Annotated in this window: 13 protein-coding genes and 3 pseudogenes; 2 read left to right on the forward strand and 14 right to left on the reverse strand. The window is 66.8% G+C overall.

Annotated features, from left to right (window positions below):
• Position 1 precedes the first annotated feature (1 nt).
• Together A2G06_16170 and A2G06_16175 are read right to left on the reverse strand one after the other, a co-directional pair.
• Positions 2-610, reverse strand: a complete 609-nt coding sequence (locus tag A2G06_16170) for a DTW domain-containing protein (GenBank protein ANA41510.1) — start codon at positions 608-610, stop codon at positions 2-4.
• Positions 611-616: 6 nt separating this feature from the next.
• On the reverse strand, positions 617-2623 hold the full coding sequence (locus A2G06_16175) for a transketolase (protein ID ANA41511.1): 2007 nt from the start codon (positions 2621-2623) through the stop codon (positions 617-619).
• A 78-nt stretch (positions 2624-2701) separates the two neighbouring features.
• Here A2G06_16175 and A2G06_16180 point away from each other — a divergent pair, with 78 nt between their 5' ends.
• Both A2G06_16180 and A2G06_16185 read left to right on the forward strand, forming a co-directional pair.
• Complete coding sequence (locus A2G06_16180) at positions 2702-4108, forward strand: dihydrolipoamide dehydrogenase (GenBank protein ID ANA41512.1); 1407 nt, start codon at positions 2702-2704, stop codon at positions 4106-4108.
• A 6-nt stretch (positions 4109-4114) separates the two neighbouring features.
• Entirely contained in the window at positions 4115-4918 is an 804-nt protein-coding gene (locus A2G06_16185) for a hypothetical protein (protein ID ANA41513.1), read from the forward strand.
• A gap of 5 nt (positions 4919-4923) precedes the next feature.
• Here the strand turns inward: A2G06_16185 and A2G06_16190 are convergent.
• The 12 genes and pseudogenes from A2G06_16190 to A2G06_16245 all read right to left on the reverse strand — a co-directional run bounded on the left by A2G06_16190 (position 4924) and on the right by A2G06_16245 (position 16386).
• Positions 4924-5822, reverse strand: a pseudogene (locus A2G06_16190) (hypothetical protein).
• Positions 5823-6040: 218 nt separating this feature from the next.
• Positions 6041-6349 carry a hypothetical protein gene (locus A2G06_16195; GenBank protein ANA41514.1) on the reverse strand — a complete coding sequence of 103 codons (309 nt, stop codon included), beginning with the start codon at positions 6347-6349 and terminating at the stop codon, positions 6041-6043.
• A gap of 32 nt (positions 6350-6381) precedes the next feature.
• Positions 6382-6945, reverse strand: a complete 564-nt coding sequence (locus tag A2G06_16200; protein ANA41515.1) for a hypothetical protein — start codon at positions 6943-6945, stop codon at positions 6382-6384.
• 23 nt (positions 6946-6968) lie between these two features.
• Positions 6969-8368, reverse strand: a pseudogene (locus tag A2G06_16205) (NADH-quinone oxidoreductase subunit N).
• Positions 8365-9852, reverse strand: a complete 1488-nt coding sequence (locus A2G06_16210) for an NADH dehydrogenase (protein ID ANA41724.1) — start codon at positions 9850-9852, stop codon at positions 8365-8367. The pseudogene A2G06_16205 and the gene A2G06_16210 overlap by 4 nt, the downstream one beginning before the upstream one ends.
• Positions 9849-11726 (reverse strand): NADH-quinone oxidoreductase subunit L, encoded by a 1878-nt coding sequence (locus A2G06_16215; protein ID ANA41516.1) that lies wholly within the window; start codon positions 11724-11726, stop codon positions 9849-9851. The genes A2G06_16210 and A2G06_16215 overlap by 4 nt, the downstream gene beginning before the upstream one ends.
• Positions 11723-12029: pseudogene (locus A2G06_16220) on the reverse strand (NADH-quinone oxidoreductase subunit K). The gene A2G06_16215 and the pseudogene A2G06_16220 overlap by 4 nt, the downstream one beginning before the upstream one ends.
• Positions 12026-12517, reverse strand: a complete 492-nt coding sequence (locus A2G06_16225) for an NADH dehydrogenase (GenBank protein ANA41517.1) — start codon at positions 12515-12517, stop codon at positions 12026-12028. The pseudogene A2G06_16220 and the gene A2G06_16225 overlap by 4 nt, the downstream one beginning before the upstream one ends.
• A 128-nt stretch (positions 12518-12645) precedes the next feature.
• Positions 12646-13176, reverse strand: coding sequence for an NADH-quinone oxidoreductase subunit I (locus A2G06_16230; protein ID ANA41518.1), 531 nt, complete (start codon positions 13174-13176; stop codon positions 12646-12648).
• Positions 13177-13231: 55 nt separating this feature from the next.
• Positions 13232-13657, reverse strand: a complete 426-nt coding sequence (locus tag A2G06_16235; protein ANA41519.1) for a hypothetical protein — start codon at positions 13655-13657, stop codon at positions 13232-13234.
• Positions 13658-13798: 141 nt separating this feature from the next.
• Entirely contained in the window at positions 13799-14788 is a 990-nt protein-coding gene (locus tag A2G06_16240) for an NADH-quinone oxidoreductase (protein ANA41520.1), read from the reverse strand.
• Entirely contained in the window at positions 14785-16386 is a 1602-nt protein-coding gene (locus tag A2G06_16245; protein ID ANA41521.1) for a histidine kinase, read from the reverse strand. The genes A2G06_16240 and A2G06_16245 overlap by 4 nt, the downstream gene beginning before the upstream one ends.
• Between the last annotated feature and the right edge of the window lie 118 nt (positions 16387-16504).

The raw sequence follows: 16504 nt of genomic DNA on the forward strand, positions 1-16504 counted from the left end.
TTCAGTCCCGGGCGACCGCGCATCCCCGGGCACCGAGGGTTTGTCTCACCATGAGGCGGAACAGGTGCTCCATGCCCGACTGGACGTCGGGTGATTCGATGATGCCCAGGGCCCGGGCGATGGCCTCGAAGGTGGCCAGCCCCTGGGGATGATTCTCCCGCCGGACGCCCCACTCGGTGGGAGGGCCCGGCGGGAGCCGGACCATCTCTGCGCGGGCGAGGCCGGGCAACCGTCGGCCCATGCGGGACGCCTGGCGCCAGGTGCCGTCGGGCACCACCAGGGTGACGGGCCGTCCGTCCCGTTCCAGCAGTTCCCGGTCCAAGACGGGGACGTCGTCGCCGGGATAGAGCAGAAGGATACGCCGCGCCGGGGTGTCCAGATCGCTCAGGTCCAGGGAACGGCCCAGCTCCCCGTGGATGCGCAGTTCGCTGTTGGGGAGCATCTCCAGGGCCAGGGGGCCGGTAGCCGTGGTTTTCGAGTATTCCCGGTGGTGCATGACCAGGACCACGCGGGTAGCAAGGGAATACCGCGGCAGCGCCGGGCAGACGCACCGGTGGATATGCATGCGGCACCGCGCGCAGCGCTCGCTCCGTTTCGATCTGGTACCCACGGTGTCTCAGCGCTCCACGAACTCGGCCACGCGCCGGGCAACCAGCTCAGGGGTGAACCCGTACTGTTCGGCCAGCACCTTTTCCGGGGCCGAGGCGCCGAAGCTCTCCAGGCCGATGAACAGGCCGGCCGGACCCAGGAGCCGCCACCAGAGGCCGCCATGCCCCGCCTCCACCGCCACCCGCGGGACGCGGCCCGGCAGGCAGCGGCGCCGGTAGCCTTCCGGCTGGGCCAGGAAGGCCTCCAGGCAGGGGATGGACACCACGCGGGCCGCAACCCCGTTACCGGCCATAATTTCCGCCGCGGCCAGGGCCAGTCCCACCTCGGACCCGCTCGCCATGAGGACCACGGCCGGGGCCGCACCCCCGGAGCGGACCACGTAGCCCCCCTTGGCAAAGGTTCTGGGGTCCAGGGACTCCTCCCGGGCGATGGCCGGCACTTTCTGGCGGGTCAGGACAAGGGCCGTGGGGCCGTCCGTGCGCCGCAGGGCCGCGGCCCAGGCCAGAGCCGTTTCGGGACCGTCCGCCGGCCGGATCACCCGGAGGTTAGGGATGAGCCGCAGGGACGAGAGCTGCTCCACGGGCTGGTGGGTGGGACCGTCCTCACCCACGAAGAGGGAATCGTGGGTGAACACGTACACCGCCTGCTGCTTCATGAGCGCCGCCAGCCGGATGGCCGGCCGGCAGTAATCGGCAAAGACCAGGAAGGTTGCGCCGTAGGGGATGAACCCGCCGTGGCGGGCCATGCCGTTCATGATGGCGGCCATGGCATGCTCGCGCACGCCGAAGTGAAGATTGCGCCCCCCGTAGCTGCCGGGGAGCACGGAGGAGGAATCCTTGATCCGGGTGTTGGTGGAGGGCTCGAGGTCCGCCGAGCCCCCGGCCAGGGAGGGCACCGCGGCGGCGGCCGCCTGGAGGGCCTTGCCCGCAAGGGCGCGCGTGGCGCCGGCTTCGGCTCCCACCGCCGCCAGCAGCCGGGCCTCCAGATCCCTGGGCACCCCCTTTTCCGCCATCAGATCCCAGAGCCGTCCCTTATCGGAATTGCGGCGGCGCCAGCGGCGGAGCTCATCCTGCCAGGCGGCGCGCGCCTCGGCGAGCGCTTCCCGCCTCTGTTCGCAGATCTCCCGAATCCGCTCCGGCACGTGAAACAACTCATCGGGCCACCCCAGGCTCCTGCGCGTGGCGGCGGCCTCCTCGGCACCCAGGGGCGAGCCGTGGGCGGCGGCAGAGTCGTGCTTGCCGGGCGAGCCCTGGGCGATATGGGTCCGGGCGATGATGAGAGAGGGCCGCTCCCGTTCCACCCGGGCCCGCCAGAGGGCCTCGTCCACCTGGCGGACATCGTGGCCGTCAACGGCCTGCACGTGCCAGCCAAGAGCCGCGAAACGCCCCGCCGTGTCCTCGGAAAAGGCCAAGTCCGTGGAGCCCTCGATGGTGATTCGGTTGTCGTCGTACAGGTAGACCAGGTTGCCGAGCCTCAGGTGCCCGGCCAGGGATGCCGCCTCCTGGCTGATTCCCTCCATGAGGTCGCCGTCGCTCACCAGGGCGTAGATATGGTGGGCGCAGGGATCGAATCGCTCGTCGGCGAAGCGGGCGGCCCCCATGCGCGCCGCCAAGGCCATGCCCACCCCCATGGCGAACCCCTGCCCCAGGGGGCCGGTGGTCACCTCCACGCCGGGGGTGTGGCCGTATTCGGGATGGCCCGGGGTGCGGCTCCCCCACTGGCGAAACCGCTTCAGCTCATCCAGGGGAAGGTCGAAGCCGAAGAGGTGGAGCAGGCCGTAGAGGAGCATGGAGCCGTGTCCCGCCGAGAGGATGAACCGGTCCCTCCCCGGCCACTCCGGGTCGGCGGGGTCGAAGCGGAGGTGGGAGTGCCAGAGGAGAAAGGCGTAGTCGGCGGCCCCCATGGGCAGCCCCGGGTGACCGGAGGCAGCGGCTTCAACCGCGTCCACCGCCAGCATCCTGAGGGTATCGGCGCCCAGGCGGGCGTCTTCGTTGGTAAGGCTTACCGCGGCCATGATTCCTCCTTGTCGCCATAACGTACTTCTCAAACGCACGCATTCGGGTACACTGTCAGGACCAGGGAGAATCATGCCATGTCCGACAGACACGACCTCATCATCCTCGGCTCAGGCTCCACCGCCTTTGCCGCCGCACTTCGGGCCCACTCCAGGGGTGCCCGGGTGCTCATGGTCGAAAAGAGCGTCCTCGGCGGCACCTGCATCAACTGGGGGTGCGTGCCGAGCAAGACCCTGATCCACGGGGCGCTATTCTATCAGGAGGGGCGGCTCGGGGCAAGGCTCGGCCTCGGAGAGTGCGGAGACACCGTCGATCCGGCCCCCCTCATGGCCCGCAAGGAAGAGGTAGTAAAGCATCTGCGCACCACCAGGTACCTGGATCTGCTCCGGGATACGCCGGGTCTGGAGCTGGCCAAGGGGACCGGCCGATTCCTGGGCCCCGGCCGGCTGGAAGTGGTGGACCGGGTCTACCGCTGCGACCGTTTCCTCGTGGCCGTCGGCGGCACGCCCCGCATCCCGAAGATACCGGGCCTGGAATCCACCCCGTTTCTCACCAGCCGGGGCGCGCTCCTGCTGAAACGCTTTCCGGCGTCTCTCATCATCATCGGCGGCGGGGTCATCGCCGTGGAGCTGGGGCAGATGTTCCAACGCTTGGGCACCCGGGTGACCATCCTCGAGCACGGGCCGCGCATCCTCGCCCCCGTGGAACCCGAACCGGCCCTGGCGATACGGAACGTCCTCAGGGACGAAGGAATGGAGATCGTCTGCCGTTCGCCGGTCTGCGCGGTGTCGGGAGACGGCTCCGCAGTGAGCGTTGAGGTCGAGCGCGAGGACGGACGCCGGACCTATACGGCGGAACAGCTCCTCCTGGCGGCGGGGACCGCACCGGCCACCCGCGGCATTGGCCTGGAACTGGCCGGCGTGGAAACCGACAGCCGGGGGTTCGTCAGGGTGGACGAACGGATGAGGACCGCGGCTCCGGGCATCTGGGCCGCCGGCGACTGCATCGGAGGAATGATGATCGCCACGGTGGGGGCGCGGGAGGGAATCATCGCCGTGGACGACATGTTCGCCACCGGCTGCGGCTGCGCCATGGACCACCTGAGCGTGCCCATGGCCATCTTTACCGACCCGGAGGTGGGGGCCGTCGGCTACACCGAACAGGGTGCCCGGGACGCCGGACTCGATCCGATCGTGAGCATTCTCCCCGTGTCGGCCATTCCCAAGGCCCATGTGACCGGGCATACGGCAGGCGTCATCAAACTGGTGGCGGAGCGGGCCACTGGACGGCTGCTGGGGGCGCACCTGGCCTGCCACCGGGGGGCCGAGCTCATCAACGAGGCAGCGCTGGCCATCCGGCTGAGGGCTACGTTCGACGATCTGGCAAACGCCTTGCACGTCTACCCTTCAATAGGAGAGGGACTGCGGCTCTGCGCCCAGGGATTCACGAGGGATGTCAGCAAGTTGTCGTGCTGTGCGGAGTGATGGACCATGGAACCGGGCGGGATCTACGCAAAAAATGTTCAGCTTGACCGGGAATTGTCACAGCGGCTGCACGGGGCGCTCACCTGCGGCAGGGAGGAACTCTTCCAGGTCGTGGCCGACCCCGCGCCCGAGGTGATCCGGGCAGCCCTGCGCAACCCGGCCCTGGACGAAAACCATCTTCTGGTACTGCTGGGGCGGCGGGACCTGGGCGAGGATCTCGTTGCAGCCATCGGCCGCCACGATGCGGTGGCCGAGAGCCACAAGCTGAAGGCGGCCCTGGTGCGCAACCCCGCCACCCCGGCCCAGTTGGTCATGGCCCTGCTGCCCCACCTCTATCTGTTCGAGCTGGTGGACCTCTGCCTTCTCGCCGGCGTGACCCCGGACCAGCGCGTCGCGGCCGAGCGCGCTGTCATCCAGCGTCTCTCCACCACCCCCCTGGGCAACAAGATCACCCTTGCCCGGCGCGCCACCGCATCGATTCTGGACGCCCTGCTCAAGGAGGGCGATATGCGGGTGGTGGAGTCGTGCCTCACGAACCCCCGCCTCAAGGAAGGGTCGGTCTTTCAACTGGTTTCCAGCTCCCGCGCCACCGGCGACGTCATCGCTGCCGTGGCACGCCACCAGTGCTGGAGCAACCGCCCCAACCTGAAGGCGGCCATGCTCAAAAACCCCAACACCCCCACCTCCCTGTTCAGCACCCTCCTCGCGTCCGCCTCGACCATGGAGGTCAGGAATCTGGCCGCCTCGGGGCGCCTGGGCGCCGAGCGCAAGCGCCTGGCAAGCCAGGAACTCAAGCGGCGGGGCTGCTGACCGCCCTATTCATACCACCGCCGCACGACAAAGGTCTTCTCCCCCTGCCCGTCCGCGTCCCTGAACCGGTCCGACGCGCCCGCCCCTTCATTACCTCGGCCAGCACCTCCCCCAGGGGCCGGACCGCCACGCCGTCCCGCACCCCCGGCACCGGGCCGAGGCGGCTCTCGATGGTCCGTTCCCGGTCCAGCACGATGATCACGTGCCCCTTCCAGACGATCAGGTCCAGGGGCTCCAGCCGGCTGCGGATGGCCGCGGCGGAAAGGCCGGCAATGGGGACGCCCCGGCCGAAGCCGGTGAGCTCGCTCGTGTTCCGGGGAGTGACGCCGTTGGTGGCCTCGTAGAGAAGCCCCGAGCAGTCGAGCCCCTGGAGCCGCCAGCGGCGGTTCGTTTCGGCGGGGAGCCTGCCCGGTGGATGAAAGAAATCCACCATGGCCGGCACCCCGGCGCGCACATTGCCCCCCCAGACGTAACGGCTTCCCCTGGCAGCCAGAAGGCGGGCGATGATCTCGTCGCGGGAAGGGAGCGTCCGGGACCGCGGCGGCGGTTCCTCATCCGTGAGCCGGACGAAACGGTCATCCACGAAATAACCCGTGGCCGATGGATAGGAATAGTCGTCGGTGGTCACCCGGTGGACCACTGATGCGCCGTTTCGGACTGTCTCGTGGACCACGAACACCGTCCCCGGCAGGGCGATGAATTCCAGCTCCCGGATCTGGCCCTGTCGGTCCGTACGCAGGGTCGAGCCGTCCCTGCCGCCGAAGATGCCGGGGAAATCGAGAGTATTGAGGACCGGGGCCGGCAGCACCGCCACAGCGTAATGCTTCGCACCGCCCGCCCGGGCGACGAAGGTCATCATCAGAACGAAAACGGCCGCAGTTGCGGCCAGAAAGCATCTCTTCACACATCTCCCTTCTTCGAAAAATACACGAGGTAACGCATTAACCACAGAGAGTTCGGAGGGCCAGGGGGAGGATCAACAATCCGTGCTATCAGTGCGCACCCTCACCACCGCAGCTCCCCTCACGCAACCTCAGCCCCCCTGACACACCAAAAAGCAATCAGCCGCAGAGTTTATCCGCGATATCCGTGAACCCTGCGGCAGAAACGCCGTTTATGGATTCACTTGAGAAAATACTGATGTACCGCTGCCCCGGCCAGCCACACGCCGAAACTGGCCGCCAGGACAACCGGCAGCGGGAGATGCCGCCGGAAAAGGACATATGCCGCCACAAAGAAGAGGATGGTTGGGATGATCCCCCAGAGAACTCCCCTGGTGTACCCCTCCATGAGCCGGTAGTCCCCCGGCGATTCGGACCAGAGCCAGAGGAGCACCAGCAGGCTCGTGAGGGGCATGGTGGCAATGAGGCCGCCAAGGGTGGGGAACCGCTTGCCGATCCTGGCGCAGGCAATGATGATGGCAAGGCTGATGAGGCTTTTACGAGGGTTTGCACCGTTGCCCCCTACTCATCCACCACCACGCTCACGATCCCCCGCAGGTCTCCCGCCGTGAAGCCGGTGGCCCGGTCGCCGGGGTAGCGCGCCTGCAGATGCGTCTTCACCTCGGGAGGGATCGAGTCTTCGGCACCGTGGCAGACGAGGCAGCCGGGTTGCACGAGGATCGGCTTCACGTAGCGCAGGACCTGCTTGCCCCCCACCCGGGCCGGCACGATCATCTCCCCCGGCAGGCTCCCCTGTTCCTTCATGGCGGCCAACCGCTCAAGGGCGCTGCGCTCGAAGGGGTCGGGACTGTTGGCCGGGTTTCTGATCCTGAGCGATGTCCGCCTGATGGACAGATGTTCGGTCCGCGCCAGTTCCGCCGTCAGTTTCTGGGCCTCAGCGAAGCAGACCTTCACCGCCTCTGCCGGTCCCTTCTCCTTCATCACGGTCATGACCCGCTCCCGCAGGGTGGCGGAAAGCCGGTCAGCGGCCATCCGGGCACGGGCGACCGCGTCGCCTTCGGCACCAAAGGCCGGGAGCGTACCGACCAGCGTCGCAAACAGGCAGGTGGCGAGCATGCGTTTCATCTGGTTCCTCCCGAACACGTGGCTCAGGCCTTGAGGATTGCCGCAACCAAGTCGAACAAGGGACCGGGCCAGACACCGAGGGCCAGGATGGCGACGGTCACGGTGCCGAGGCAGACCGCCTCCGCCGGGGTGGGGAGCGGGCCCGGGGCAGCCTCCTCAGCCGGTTTCATGTAGAGGTTCACCACCACCCGCAGGTAGTAGTAGGCCGACGCCGCTGCCGTGAGGATGCCGATGATCGCCAGGGGCGTCTCCCCTGCCCTGAGGGCCGCGAAAAAGATGGCGAACTTGCCGGCAAAGCCCACGGTGGGGGGAATTCCCGCCAGGGCAAACATGGCCACCGCCAGTACCACCCCCTGGAAGGCTGCCGGTAGCCGATCCCCCGGAGCTCATCCACCTGCTCCAGCGGTCTTTCCTGTTCCAGGGAGGCCAGTGCGCCGAAGGCCGCCAGGCTCATGACCCCATAGGCAACGGCATAGAAGGCCGCTGCCTCGTAGCCCCGTCCACCCGAGAGAAGCGCCAGGGCCACGTACCCCATCTGGGCCACGGAGGAGTAGGCGAGCATCCGCTTCACATTGGGCTGGAGCAGGGCTGCCAGGTTCCCCACGGCCATGGAGAGGAGCGCCAGTCCCCAGAGGGGTGCCCGCAGGGGACCGATTCCCCCCAGGGGGGGCAGGATCAGCAGGAACAGGGCAATGGCCGCGCCCTTGGAACCGGCTGCCAGGAAGGCGGTCACCGGCGTTGGCCCCCCCTGGTAGACGTCCGGGGTCCAGAGGTGGGCCGGGGCCAGCGACACCTTGAAGGCGAGCCCTGCCAGGAGGAGCCCCCATCCCGCCAGGGCGATCCCGCCGCCCGCGGCCGAAGCGGCAACGGCCCGCCCGATCTCCAGGGAGCCGGTGGCACCATAGAGGAGCGCGATGCCGAAGGCCACGAATGCGGCGGACACGGCCCCCATGAGGAGATACTTGAGCCCCGCTTCCCCTGATGCCGGCCGGTTGCGATCGTAGGCCACCAGGATGTAGAAGGCAAAGGTCAGGGCCTCCAGCCCCAGAAAGAGGGTCAGGAAGTTGGCCGCGCTCGCCACCACCCCCATGCCGAAGGCGCCGAACAGGATCGTGGCCGGATACTCCTCTCCCTCCAATCCCTGGCGGTCGGCGTGGTCATGGGCAAGGAGCAGGGACAGGAGCGCGGTCACCGCGAAAAGCACCACAAACGACCGGGCAAACGGCGTGAACGCCACCCCCAGGGTCGGCGCCAGGGGCCGGGGGGGTGTCTGCAGAGCCCAGAGGGCCGCACCGGCGCAGACCGCCACCCCGATGGCGGTCCCGTACCGTCCCGGCACGATCGCACCCAGGATAAGCACGAGGACGCTCCCGCAGGCGAGGAGCAGAAGCGGCATGATGGTCCAGAGATCGGCGATGGTCACGGTGCCACCCCCGTCAGCAGCGCCACCGGCACCTTGAGGATATCCAGGAGCGGTTTCGGATGGACTCCGATGTAGAGGTCGATTACGGCCAGTACGGCCAGCACCGCCCCCTCGCGCAGGGTCAGGTCGGGCAGGCGCAGGGGTTGCCGTTCCGTCTGGAAGAGAACCTCCTGCACGAGTCGCACGGTGTAGATGAGCGGCAGCACGATACCGAGGAAGGCGATCGCGCCGGCTGCCGGCGTGGTCCGGAAGACTCCCACCAGGATCAGGAACTCTCCCACGAAGTTGTTGAGCCCCGGCAGCCCCGCCGAAGCCATGGCGAAGAAGAGGAAGAAAAAGGAGAAGACCGGCATCGTGCCCCAGAGTCCGCCGAACGCCGCCACCTCCCGGGTGTGGGCGCGCTCGTCCAGCATCCCCACCAGGGCGAAGAGAGCGGCGGTGGTGAAGCCGTGGTTCACCATCTGGAGAATGGAGCCCGACAGGGCCACCGGCCCCCAGGAGGCGATCCCGAGGGCGACGAACCCCATGTGTCCCACGCTGGAGTAGGCCACCATCCGCTTCATGTCCTCCTGGGCGTAGGCGATCCACGAGGCGTAGAGGATGCCGATGATTGCCAGCACGTAGAGGAGCGGCGCGAATCCTTTGGCCGCCTCGGGAAAGAGCGGGTAGCCGAAGCGGACCAGGCCGTAGGCCCCGGTCTTCAGAAGCAGCGCCGCCAGGATCACGCTGCCGGCCGTGGGGGCGTCGGTGTGGGCGTCCGGGAGCCAGGTGTGTACCGGAAACAGCGGAAACTTGATGGCAAAGGCCAGCAGAAACGCCCCGAAAAGCCACGGCGCCGCGGCATGGGCAATGGGGGCCTTGGCCAGGAGCGGCAGGGCAAAGGTGAAGGTGCCGGTGGCGTCGCCATGAATGAGGTAGACCCCGATGATGGCCAGCAGCATCAGGAGCGAGCCCACCAGGGTATAGAGGAAGAACTTCACTGCCGAGTAGATGCGGCGGCCGTGTCCCCAGATGCCGATCAGGAAGAACATGGGGATCAGCATCACTTCCCAGAAGAGGTAGAAGAGGACCAGGTCAAGGGCGAGGAATACCCCCATGATCCCGCTCTCCATGAGAAGGATCAGGAAGTAGTGGAGCGTGGCCCGCTCGGTGATGCCACGCCACGAAACGAGCATCGCCACCACCGTGGTGAAGGCGGTGAGCACCACCATGAGGAGGCTGATCCCGTCCATCCCCAGCAGGTACCGGATGCCGAACCGCTCGATCCAGGCGGCGTCTTCCCAGAGAAAATACCCTGCCGCGGCACCCGGCGCCGGCGGCATTCCCGAAGCGGCGAGGAGCCAGCCGGCCAGGGCCAGTTCCGCCACGGCAACCCCCAGGGCGAGGGGGCGGGCCCACTCCGGACGGTTCCAGACCGGCGCCAGACAGAGGCCCCCGGCCAGGGGGAGAAGAATCAGGAGGGTGAGGATGGGGTAGGAAGTCATGAGATCCACCCCCATGCGAGCCACCCCAGAATCAGCGCCAGCCCCGCCGCGAAGCTGAGGAGATAGACTGACACCCGCCCGCAGCTCCAGCGGCCGAATCCCTGGCCGGCCGTGCCGATACCGTCGGCCAGGCGGTCGAGGGAATCGTCGATCACCCCTTCGTCCACCCGGCGCCAGAGGAAGGAGGCGATGGCTTCATAGGGGCGGATGAAGAGGATGCGGTAGAGATGGTCCGCATACCAGCCGTTCAGGAGAAAGGCGGCGATCCCCCGGGGTTCCTCGGCCGCCGCCTCGATCCTGGCCCCGCGCCGCAGGCCCCCGTAGCGGTGGTGGGCAATTGCAAGTCCGGTGAAGGCCACGAGGGCCGCTATTGCCTCAACGGCCATCTCCTCCCTGTGGGAGAGGTGGGCGGCCCCTTCGGTGAGGGCCGTGGCCAGGAAGCGGCCGAGCCAGCCGTCGGCCAGAAACGCGGGGAGGTGGATGAACCCACCGATGAGCCCCAGGATCGCCAGGGGAAGGAGCATCAGGTCCATGATCCGCGGATTACGGTGAATCTCCGTTGCCCCATCGCCCCCGAAAACCAGATAGACCAGCCGGAAGGTGTAGAAGGAGGTGAGAAGCGCCGCCAGGAGCCCCAGGACGAAGAGTCCGCCGTAGAGCGCGCCCCCCTTGGCCCAGACCGCGGCCAGGATGGCATCCTTGCTGAAGAAGCCGCCGGTGGGGGGAAGCCCGGCCAGGCACGCGGCCCCGGCCAGAAAGGCCCAGAAGGTCACGGGCAGGCTCCGGCGCAGGCCTCCCATTCTGAAGATGTCCTGCTCGTGGTGGAGGGCCGCGATGACGCAGCCGGCCCCCAGGAACAAGAGCGCCTTGAAGAAGGCATGCACCAGCAGGTGGAAGGTGGCGGCAGTGACGGCGCCGGCACCGACCCCGAGCATCATGTAGCCGATCTGGCTGATGGTGGAGTAGGCCAGCACCCGCTTGAAGTCCCGCTGGACCAGGGCGCAGGTGGCACCGTAGAAGGCCGTGACGGCTCCGGTGACGGCCACGGCGGCCATGACCGCGGGAGCCCCGCTGAAGAGGGGCGACATCCGGGCCATGAGGTAGACCCCGGCGGTGACCATGGTGGCGGCGTGGATCAGGGCCGAGACCGGAGTCGGGCCGGCCATGGCGTCGGGAAGCCAGATCATCAGGGGAACCTGGGCCGACTTACCCATGGCCCCGGCCAGGAACAGGAGCCCCAGCGCCGTGATGACCCCCACGGGCATCAGGAACCCCATCTGGTTGATCTGGGTGATGGAGGCCGTCTGGAAGAGCTGGAAGCACCAGACAATGCCGATGCCGAGGGCCGTATCGCCGATCCGGGTGGTGATGAAGGCCTTGCGACCGGCAGTGGCGTTTTTCGGGTCGGAGTACCAGAAGCCGATGAGGGCGTAGGAGCAGAAGCCGACCCCCTCCCACCCCAGGTAGAGGAGCGGCAGGTTCTCCGCCAGGATCAGGACCAGCATGGCAAAGACGAAGAGGTTCAGCAGTGCGAAGAACCGGGCCGGACTCTCCTCCCCCGCCATATACCCCACGGCGTAGAGGTGGATCAGGCCGCAGACGAAGGTGATCATCACCGCCATCACCAGGGAGAGTGGGTCCAGGTAGAGGGCAATGGGGGCGGTGAAATCGAAATCCGCCAGCCAGGTGGCCAGCAGCACGGTCTCCGGCGCCTCGTAGGCCCCGAAGGCCAGGACCGTGCAGACGAAGGCACCCCAGACCGCGACACAGGCCAGGGCCTCGCACACCCGGCGGGGGAGCTTCCGCCCCACCAGCGCGTTGAGGGTGCCGCCGAGAAGGGGCAGCAGGAGTATGAGGGAGAGATAGAGCTTCATCCCTGCAGCTCCCTGAACTCATCCGCATCAACCGCCTTCTTCCGCCGGTGGAGGTAGACCACCATGCCAGGGCCAGGGACACCTCGCCGAGGTAAGGGCCATGATGATGAGGGAGAAGACCTGCCCGTCCGCCATTCCCCAGCGGGCCGCGCCCCCCACGAAGGCGAGCATGGCGGCGTTGAGCATCACTTCGATACCGATGAGAAGCATGATCAGGTTCATGCGCCAGACCAGGACGCAGACGAGACCCAGGGCGAAGAGGAGGCCGGCCAGGACCAGGACGTGCTCGAAGGGGACGATCACCGCTCCCTCCTTTTGGCCAGGTAGAGCGCTCCCACCAATGCAAAGAGGAGCTGCATGGAGATCACCTCAACTGCCACCCCGTATTTCCCGAAGAGCGCCAGGGCGAATTCCTTCACGCCGATGGCTCGGCCCGCCGCCGATACCGCCTGGGCGCGGAAGACCAGAAGCGTCAGGACCGAGGCCAGAATCACGGCGCAGAGGGCCAGGGCGGGCCACCAGTCGCGGATGCCGGGGCGCCGGGCCCGCTCCGGCTGCCCCAGGTCCAGCATCATGATCACGAACAGGAAGAGGACCATGATGGCGCCGGCGTAGATGATCACCTCGAACACCGCCACCACCGGCGCGCCGAGCGTGAAGAAGATCACCGCCAGGGCGAAGAACGAGGTGACGAGGTAGACGATGGCGTGCACCGCGTGTCTCTCGGTGATGGCAAGGACCGTGGCGATGACGGTCACAGCGGCCAGTATGTAGAAGACAGTTGGTTCCATAAAAAGTCAACATCCGCCACAGAGACGCGAAGATGCAGAAAAAATCGGGAATCGATGCTTGGGGGCCCACAGAGGACCTGATCTTTTCTCCGTGCCTCTGTATCTCCGTGGCAGGTTCTTTGTTGAAATCACGGCATCAATCCCCGCACATCCACCGGCTCCTCCTCCCGCGCCCCCTCACCCCGGGGCTGGGCGACGCCGATGCCGGCGTGGCGGTAGAAGTCGTACTCCAGGTCCTTGCCGCAGCCGTCGATGAGGAGGTCTTCCTTCTCGTAGACCAGCTCCATGATGTCCCGCTCGCAGATCTCGTAGTCGGGGGTCATCTGGATGGCCAGGGTCGGGCAGGCCTCGGCGCAGAGGCCGCAGAAGATGCAGCGGGAGAAGTTGATCCGGAACCACCGGGCGTAGCGGCGTCCCTCCTCTCCTTCGGCCGCTTCCATGGAGATGCAGTCCACGGGACAGGCAGCGGAGCAAAGGTAGCAGGCCACGCAGCGCTCGCCGCCGTCCGGGTCGCGGGTGAGTACGATCCGCGCCCGGTAGCGGGGCGCCGGCGTCCGCTTCACCTCCGGATACTCCACGGTCACCGGCCTGCGGAAGATATGCTTCCAGGTCACGAAAAGCCCGGTGGCGATGGCTTTGAAATCGGTCAGTATGGGCATGGTTCACGGGAGTGGAGGGACTCCGCCGGAGTCCCTCCACTGGTTCACGCGGCGGTCAGGCGGTGCCCGACTTGGCCCGCTGCGCCTTTTTGATCAGGTCCAGAGTGTCAGGGTGTCCGTTCGCTTCCGCATAGGTCAGGGCCGTATTGCCCAGCTTCATCTTGGCCAGGGGGTCTGCACCGGCCGTCAGCAGGTCTTCCACGCATTCGTTGCATCCGTAATTCGCAGCCAGCATGAGGGGGGTGTGCCATTCGAGATCCCGCGGGTCCACCTGCGCGCCCGCCTCAAGCAGCGCCCGGATGGCTGCCGCCTGACCGTTGGCCGCCGCGTAGTGGAGGGCGGTCTTGCCCTTCTCGCTCTTGGCCTCCAGGTCGGCACCGCGGCCGATGAGATCCCTGATCGCATCCACCTCCCCTGCCTTCGCCGCGTCGATGAGCGGCGTATGCCCGTGCTTGTCCTTGGTATTCACGTTCTCAACCATGACACGTCCTCCTTTGCTTCGTTGCGTGTTGGATTCTCTTCTGCGGAACGATGACCAGTGTGCGTGTGTCAGACCGTGATGCGGTTGTGCGTGGTGCGAACGTTCTCTCCCCCCTTTCTCTCGATGGTGTTTGTCTCTCCGTTACACGAACATCAGTACCCATCCGGTGATCAGGATGTTGAGCAGGGCCAGCGGCGTCAGCACCTTCCATCCCAGGTGCATGAGCTGATCGTAGCGCAGCCGCGGCAGGGTTCCCCGCATCCAGATGAAAAAGAAGGCGAAGGCAAGTGTCTTCACCGAAAACCAGACAAAGGGAGGCAGCAGCGGCCCCTGCCAGCCGCCCAGAAAAAAGGTGGTTGCCAAACCGCCCAGGACGATGATGTTGATGTACTCGCCCACGAAAAAGAGACCGAAACGCATCCCCGAGTACTCGGTATGGAACCCCGCCACCAGCTCTCCCTCCGCCTCGGGTATGTCGAAGGGGATCCGCTTGCATTCGGCTGCGATGCTGATGAGAAAGATCAGGAAAGCAACGGGCTGGTAGGCGATGAACCAGACCCCCTCCTGGGCCGCCACGATGTCCGACAGCCGGAGCGACCCGGCCAGCATCACCGTGGGCACCAGCGACAGCCCCATGGAGAGCTCGTAGGAGATGAGCTGGGCCAGCCCCCGGATGGAGCCCAGGAGCGCGTACTTGGAGTTGGACGCCCAGCCCCCCAGGGCCACACCATACACCGCAATGGAGGAGAGCGCCAAGAAGAAGAGGAGCCCCACATTCAGATCCGCCACCTGGAGCGGGATCTCCCGGCCGAGGATCGTGACCGGCGCCCCGAAGGGAATCACCGCAAAGGTGAGGATGGCCGGGACGGCCGCCATGGCCGGGGCCAGATAGAAGAGCCACTTGTCGGCCCCGGCGGGGCGGAAATCCTCCTTGGTCAGGAGCTTGATGAGATCCGCCAGGGGCTGCAGCAGGCCGAAGGGCCCCACCCGGTTCGGTCCCTTGCGGTCCTGGATCCAGGCCAGGAGCCGCCGCTCGGCGAACACCAGGTAGGCCGCCAGGGTCAGCACCACGAAGAAGATCAGGGCGATCTTGGCCCCGTGGATGACTATGTCGATGGTGGTTTCGGTCATGATTCCCCGCCGGGTTCCGGCAGCGTAAAGTAGAACGTGGCGCCGGCGCCGGGCGTTCCCTCCGCCCAGATGCGCCCCCCGTAGCGGTCGATGATCCGCTTGACCGTGGCGAGGCCGATGCCGGTCCCCTCGAATGTGCGCGCGTCGTGGAGGCGCTCGAAGGGCTCAAAGAGCTTGTCTTTATGGACCATGTCGAAACCGACGCCGTTGTCGCGGATAAAGTAGAACCTCTCTCCTTCCCCCTCGCAACGGCCGAATTCGATAACTGCATTCTCCTTTGGGGCCGTATATTTCCAGGCGTTTCTCATCAGGTTCTCCAGCGCCGCCCGCAGCAACCCCGGGTCCCCCTCGGCAGTGAGTCCGTCGGCGATGATAAATTCCACCGTCCGTCCGGGCTCACCGTCACTCAACTCACGGGCGATGCTCCGCGCCAGGCGGCTCAGGTTGACCGCCTCGCGGACGGCCTCACCCTTCACGCTCCGGGAAAACCTGAGGAGATCGTCTATCAACTGTTCCATCTGCGTTGCCAGCCGGATCATGCGGATGAGGATGTCCCGCCCCGCCCCCTCCAGGCGGTCGGCGTAGTCCTCATAGAGGATGCGGCTGTACCCGTCCAGCCTCCGGAGCGGGCCGCGCAGGTCGTGGGAAACCGAAAAGCCGAATGCCTCAAGTTCGCGATTGGCGGTTTCCAGGGCCTCGGTGCGCTCCCGCACGCGCTGCTCCAAATCCGCGTAGACCCGCACATTTTCCATGGCCACCGACGTCGTGTCGGCAAGGGCCTGAATGACACTGATCTCCTGGTCGGAGGGGCGATGGCGCCGGGCCCAGTAGGTGCCGATGGCGCCGATGGGGTCCTCCCCCCGGATGGGGACCATGGCAAGGCTTTGCACGAACGTGGGGCGATAGGCCTCGACGGGTATCCGCTCATCCTGGTAGATATCCTCAATGACCGCCGCCTGCCGGTTGAGCATGACCCACCCGCTGATGCAGTGCTCAAGGGGGAACCGGAGCCCCTTCCAGAGCGGGGCGATGGCATCCTCGTCCGCATAGAAGCAGTTACCGTTTTCCCGCAGGACAAAGGTGGCTCCGTCGGCGTTCACCAACTCCCGGGCGGCGGTCCGGACCACCGCCGTAATCTCGTCGAGGCTGCGGGCCCGGGAAAGCTCCTGCACAACGCGGACGAGCCGCTCCATGAGCCCGCCAAGCCGCCGGTTCTCCTCCTGGGCCGCCATGCGGTCGGTAATGTCCCGATTGCTCCCCCGACGGCCGAGGAACGTCCCGGAGCCATCGTGCACCGGCTGGCAGTGATGGCTGATCCAGCGCACCTCACCATCACGGTTTATGATGCGGAAGTCGATGGGGCAGACCCCTGCCCGGTTCGCCAGGGCGCCCGCCAGATGGTCCTCCACGAGCTTCCGGTCGTCGGGATGGACAATCCGCCGCAGAAGCCCCGAATCATTCATGAACTCATCGGGGCGGTGCCCGGTGATCCGCTCGCAGGCCGGGGAGACATAGCGGCAGACCCCCTCGGGGTCGAGCCAGAACTCCCAATCGGCTGCGAAATCGAGCAGCAGTCTGCAGATGTGTTCGTTCTCCATCGGCGTCCTCAATGGTGTGACGCATTGCCAGGGGATGGCGCCCGAGTGCATGCGCCGCCGCGCCGGGTTGTCTCTCCCATGCGGTCATGACGGCTGAACATGCCATTCACAGTGAACG

Origin of the sequence: Geobacter anodireducens, assembly GCA_001628815.1 — a bacterium.
Lineage (GTDB): Bacteria > Desulfobacterota > Desulfuromonadia > Geobacterales > Geobacteraceae > Geobacter > Geobacter anodireducens.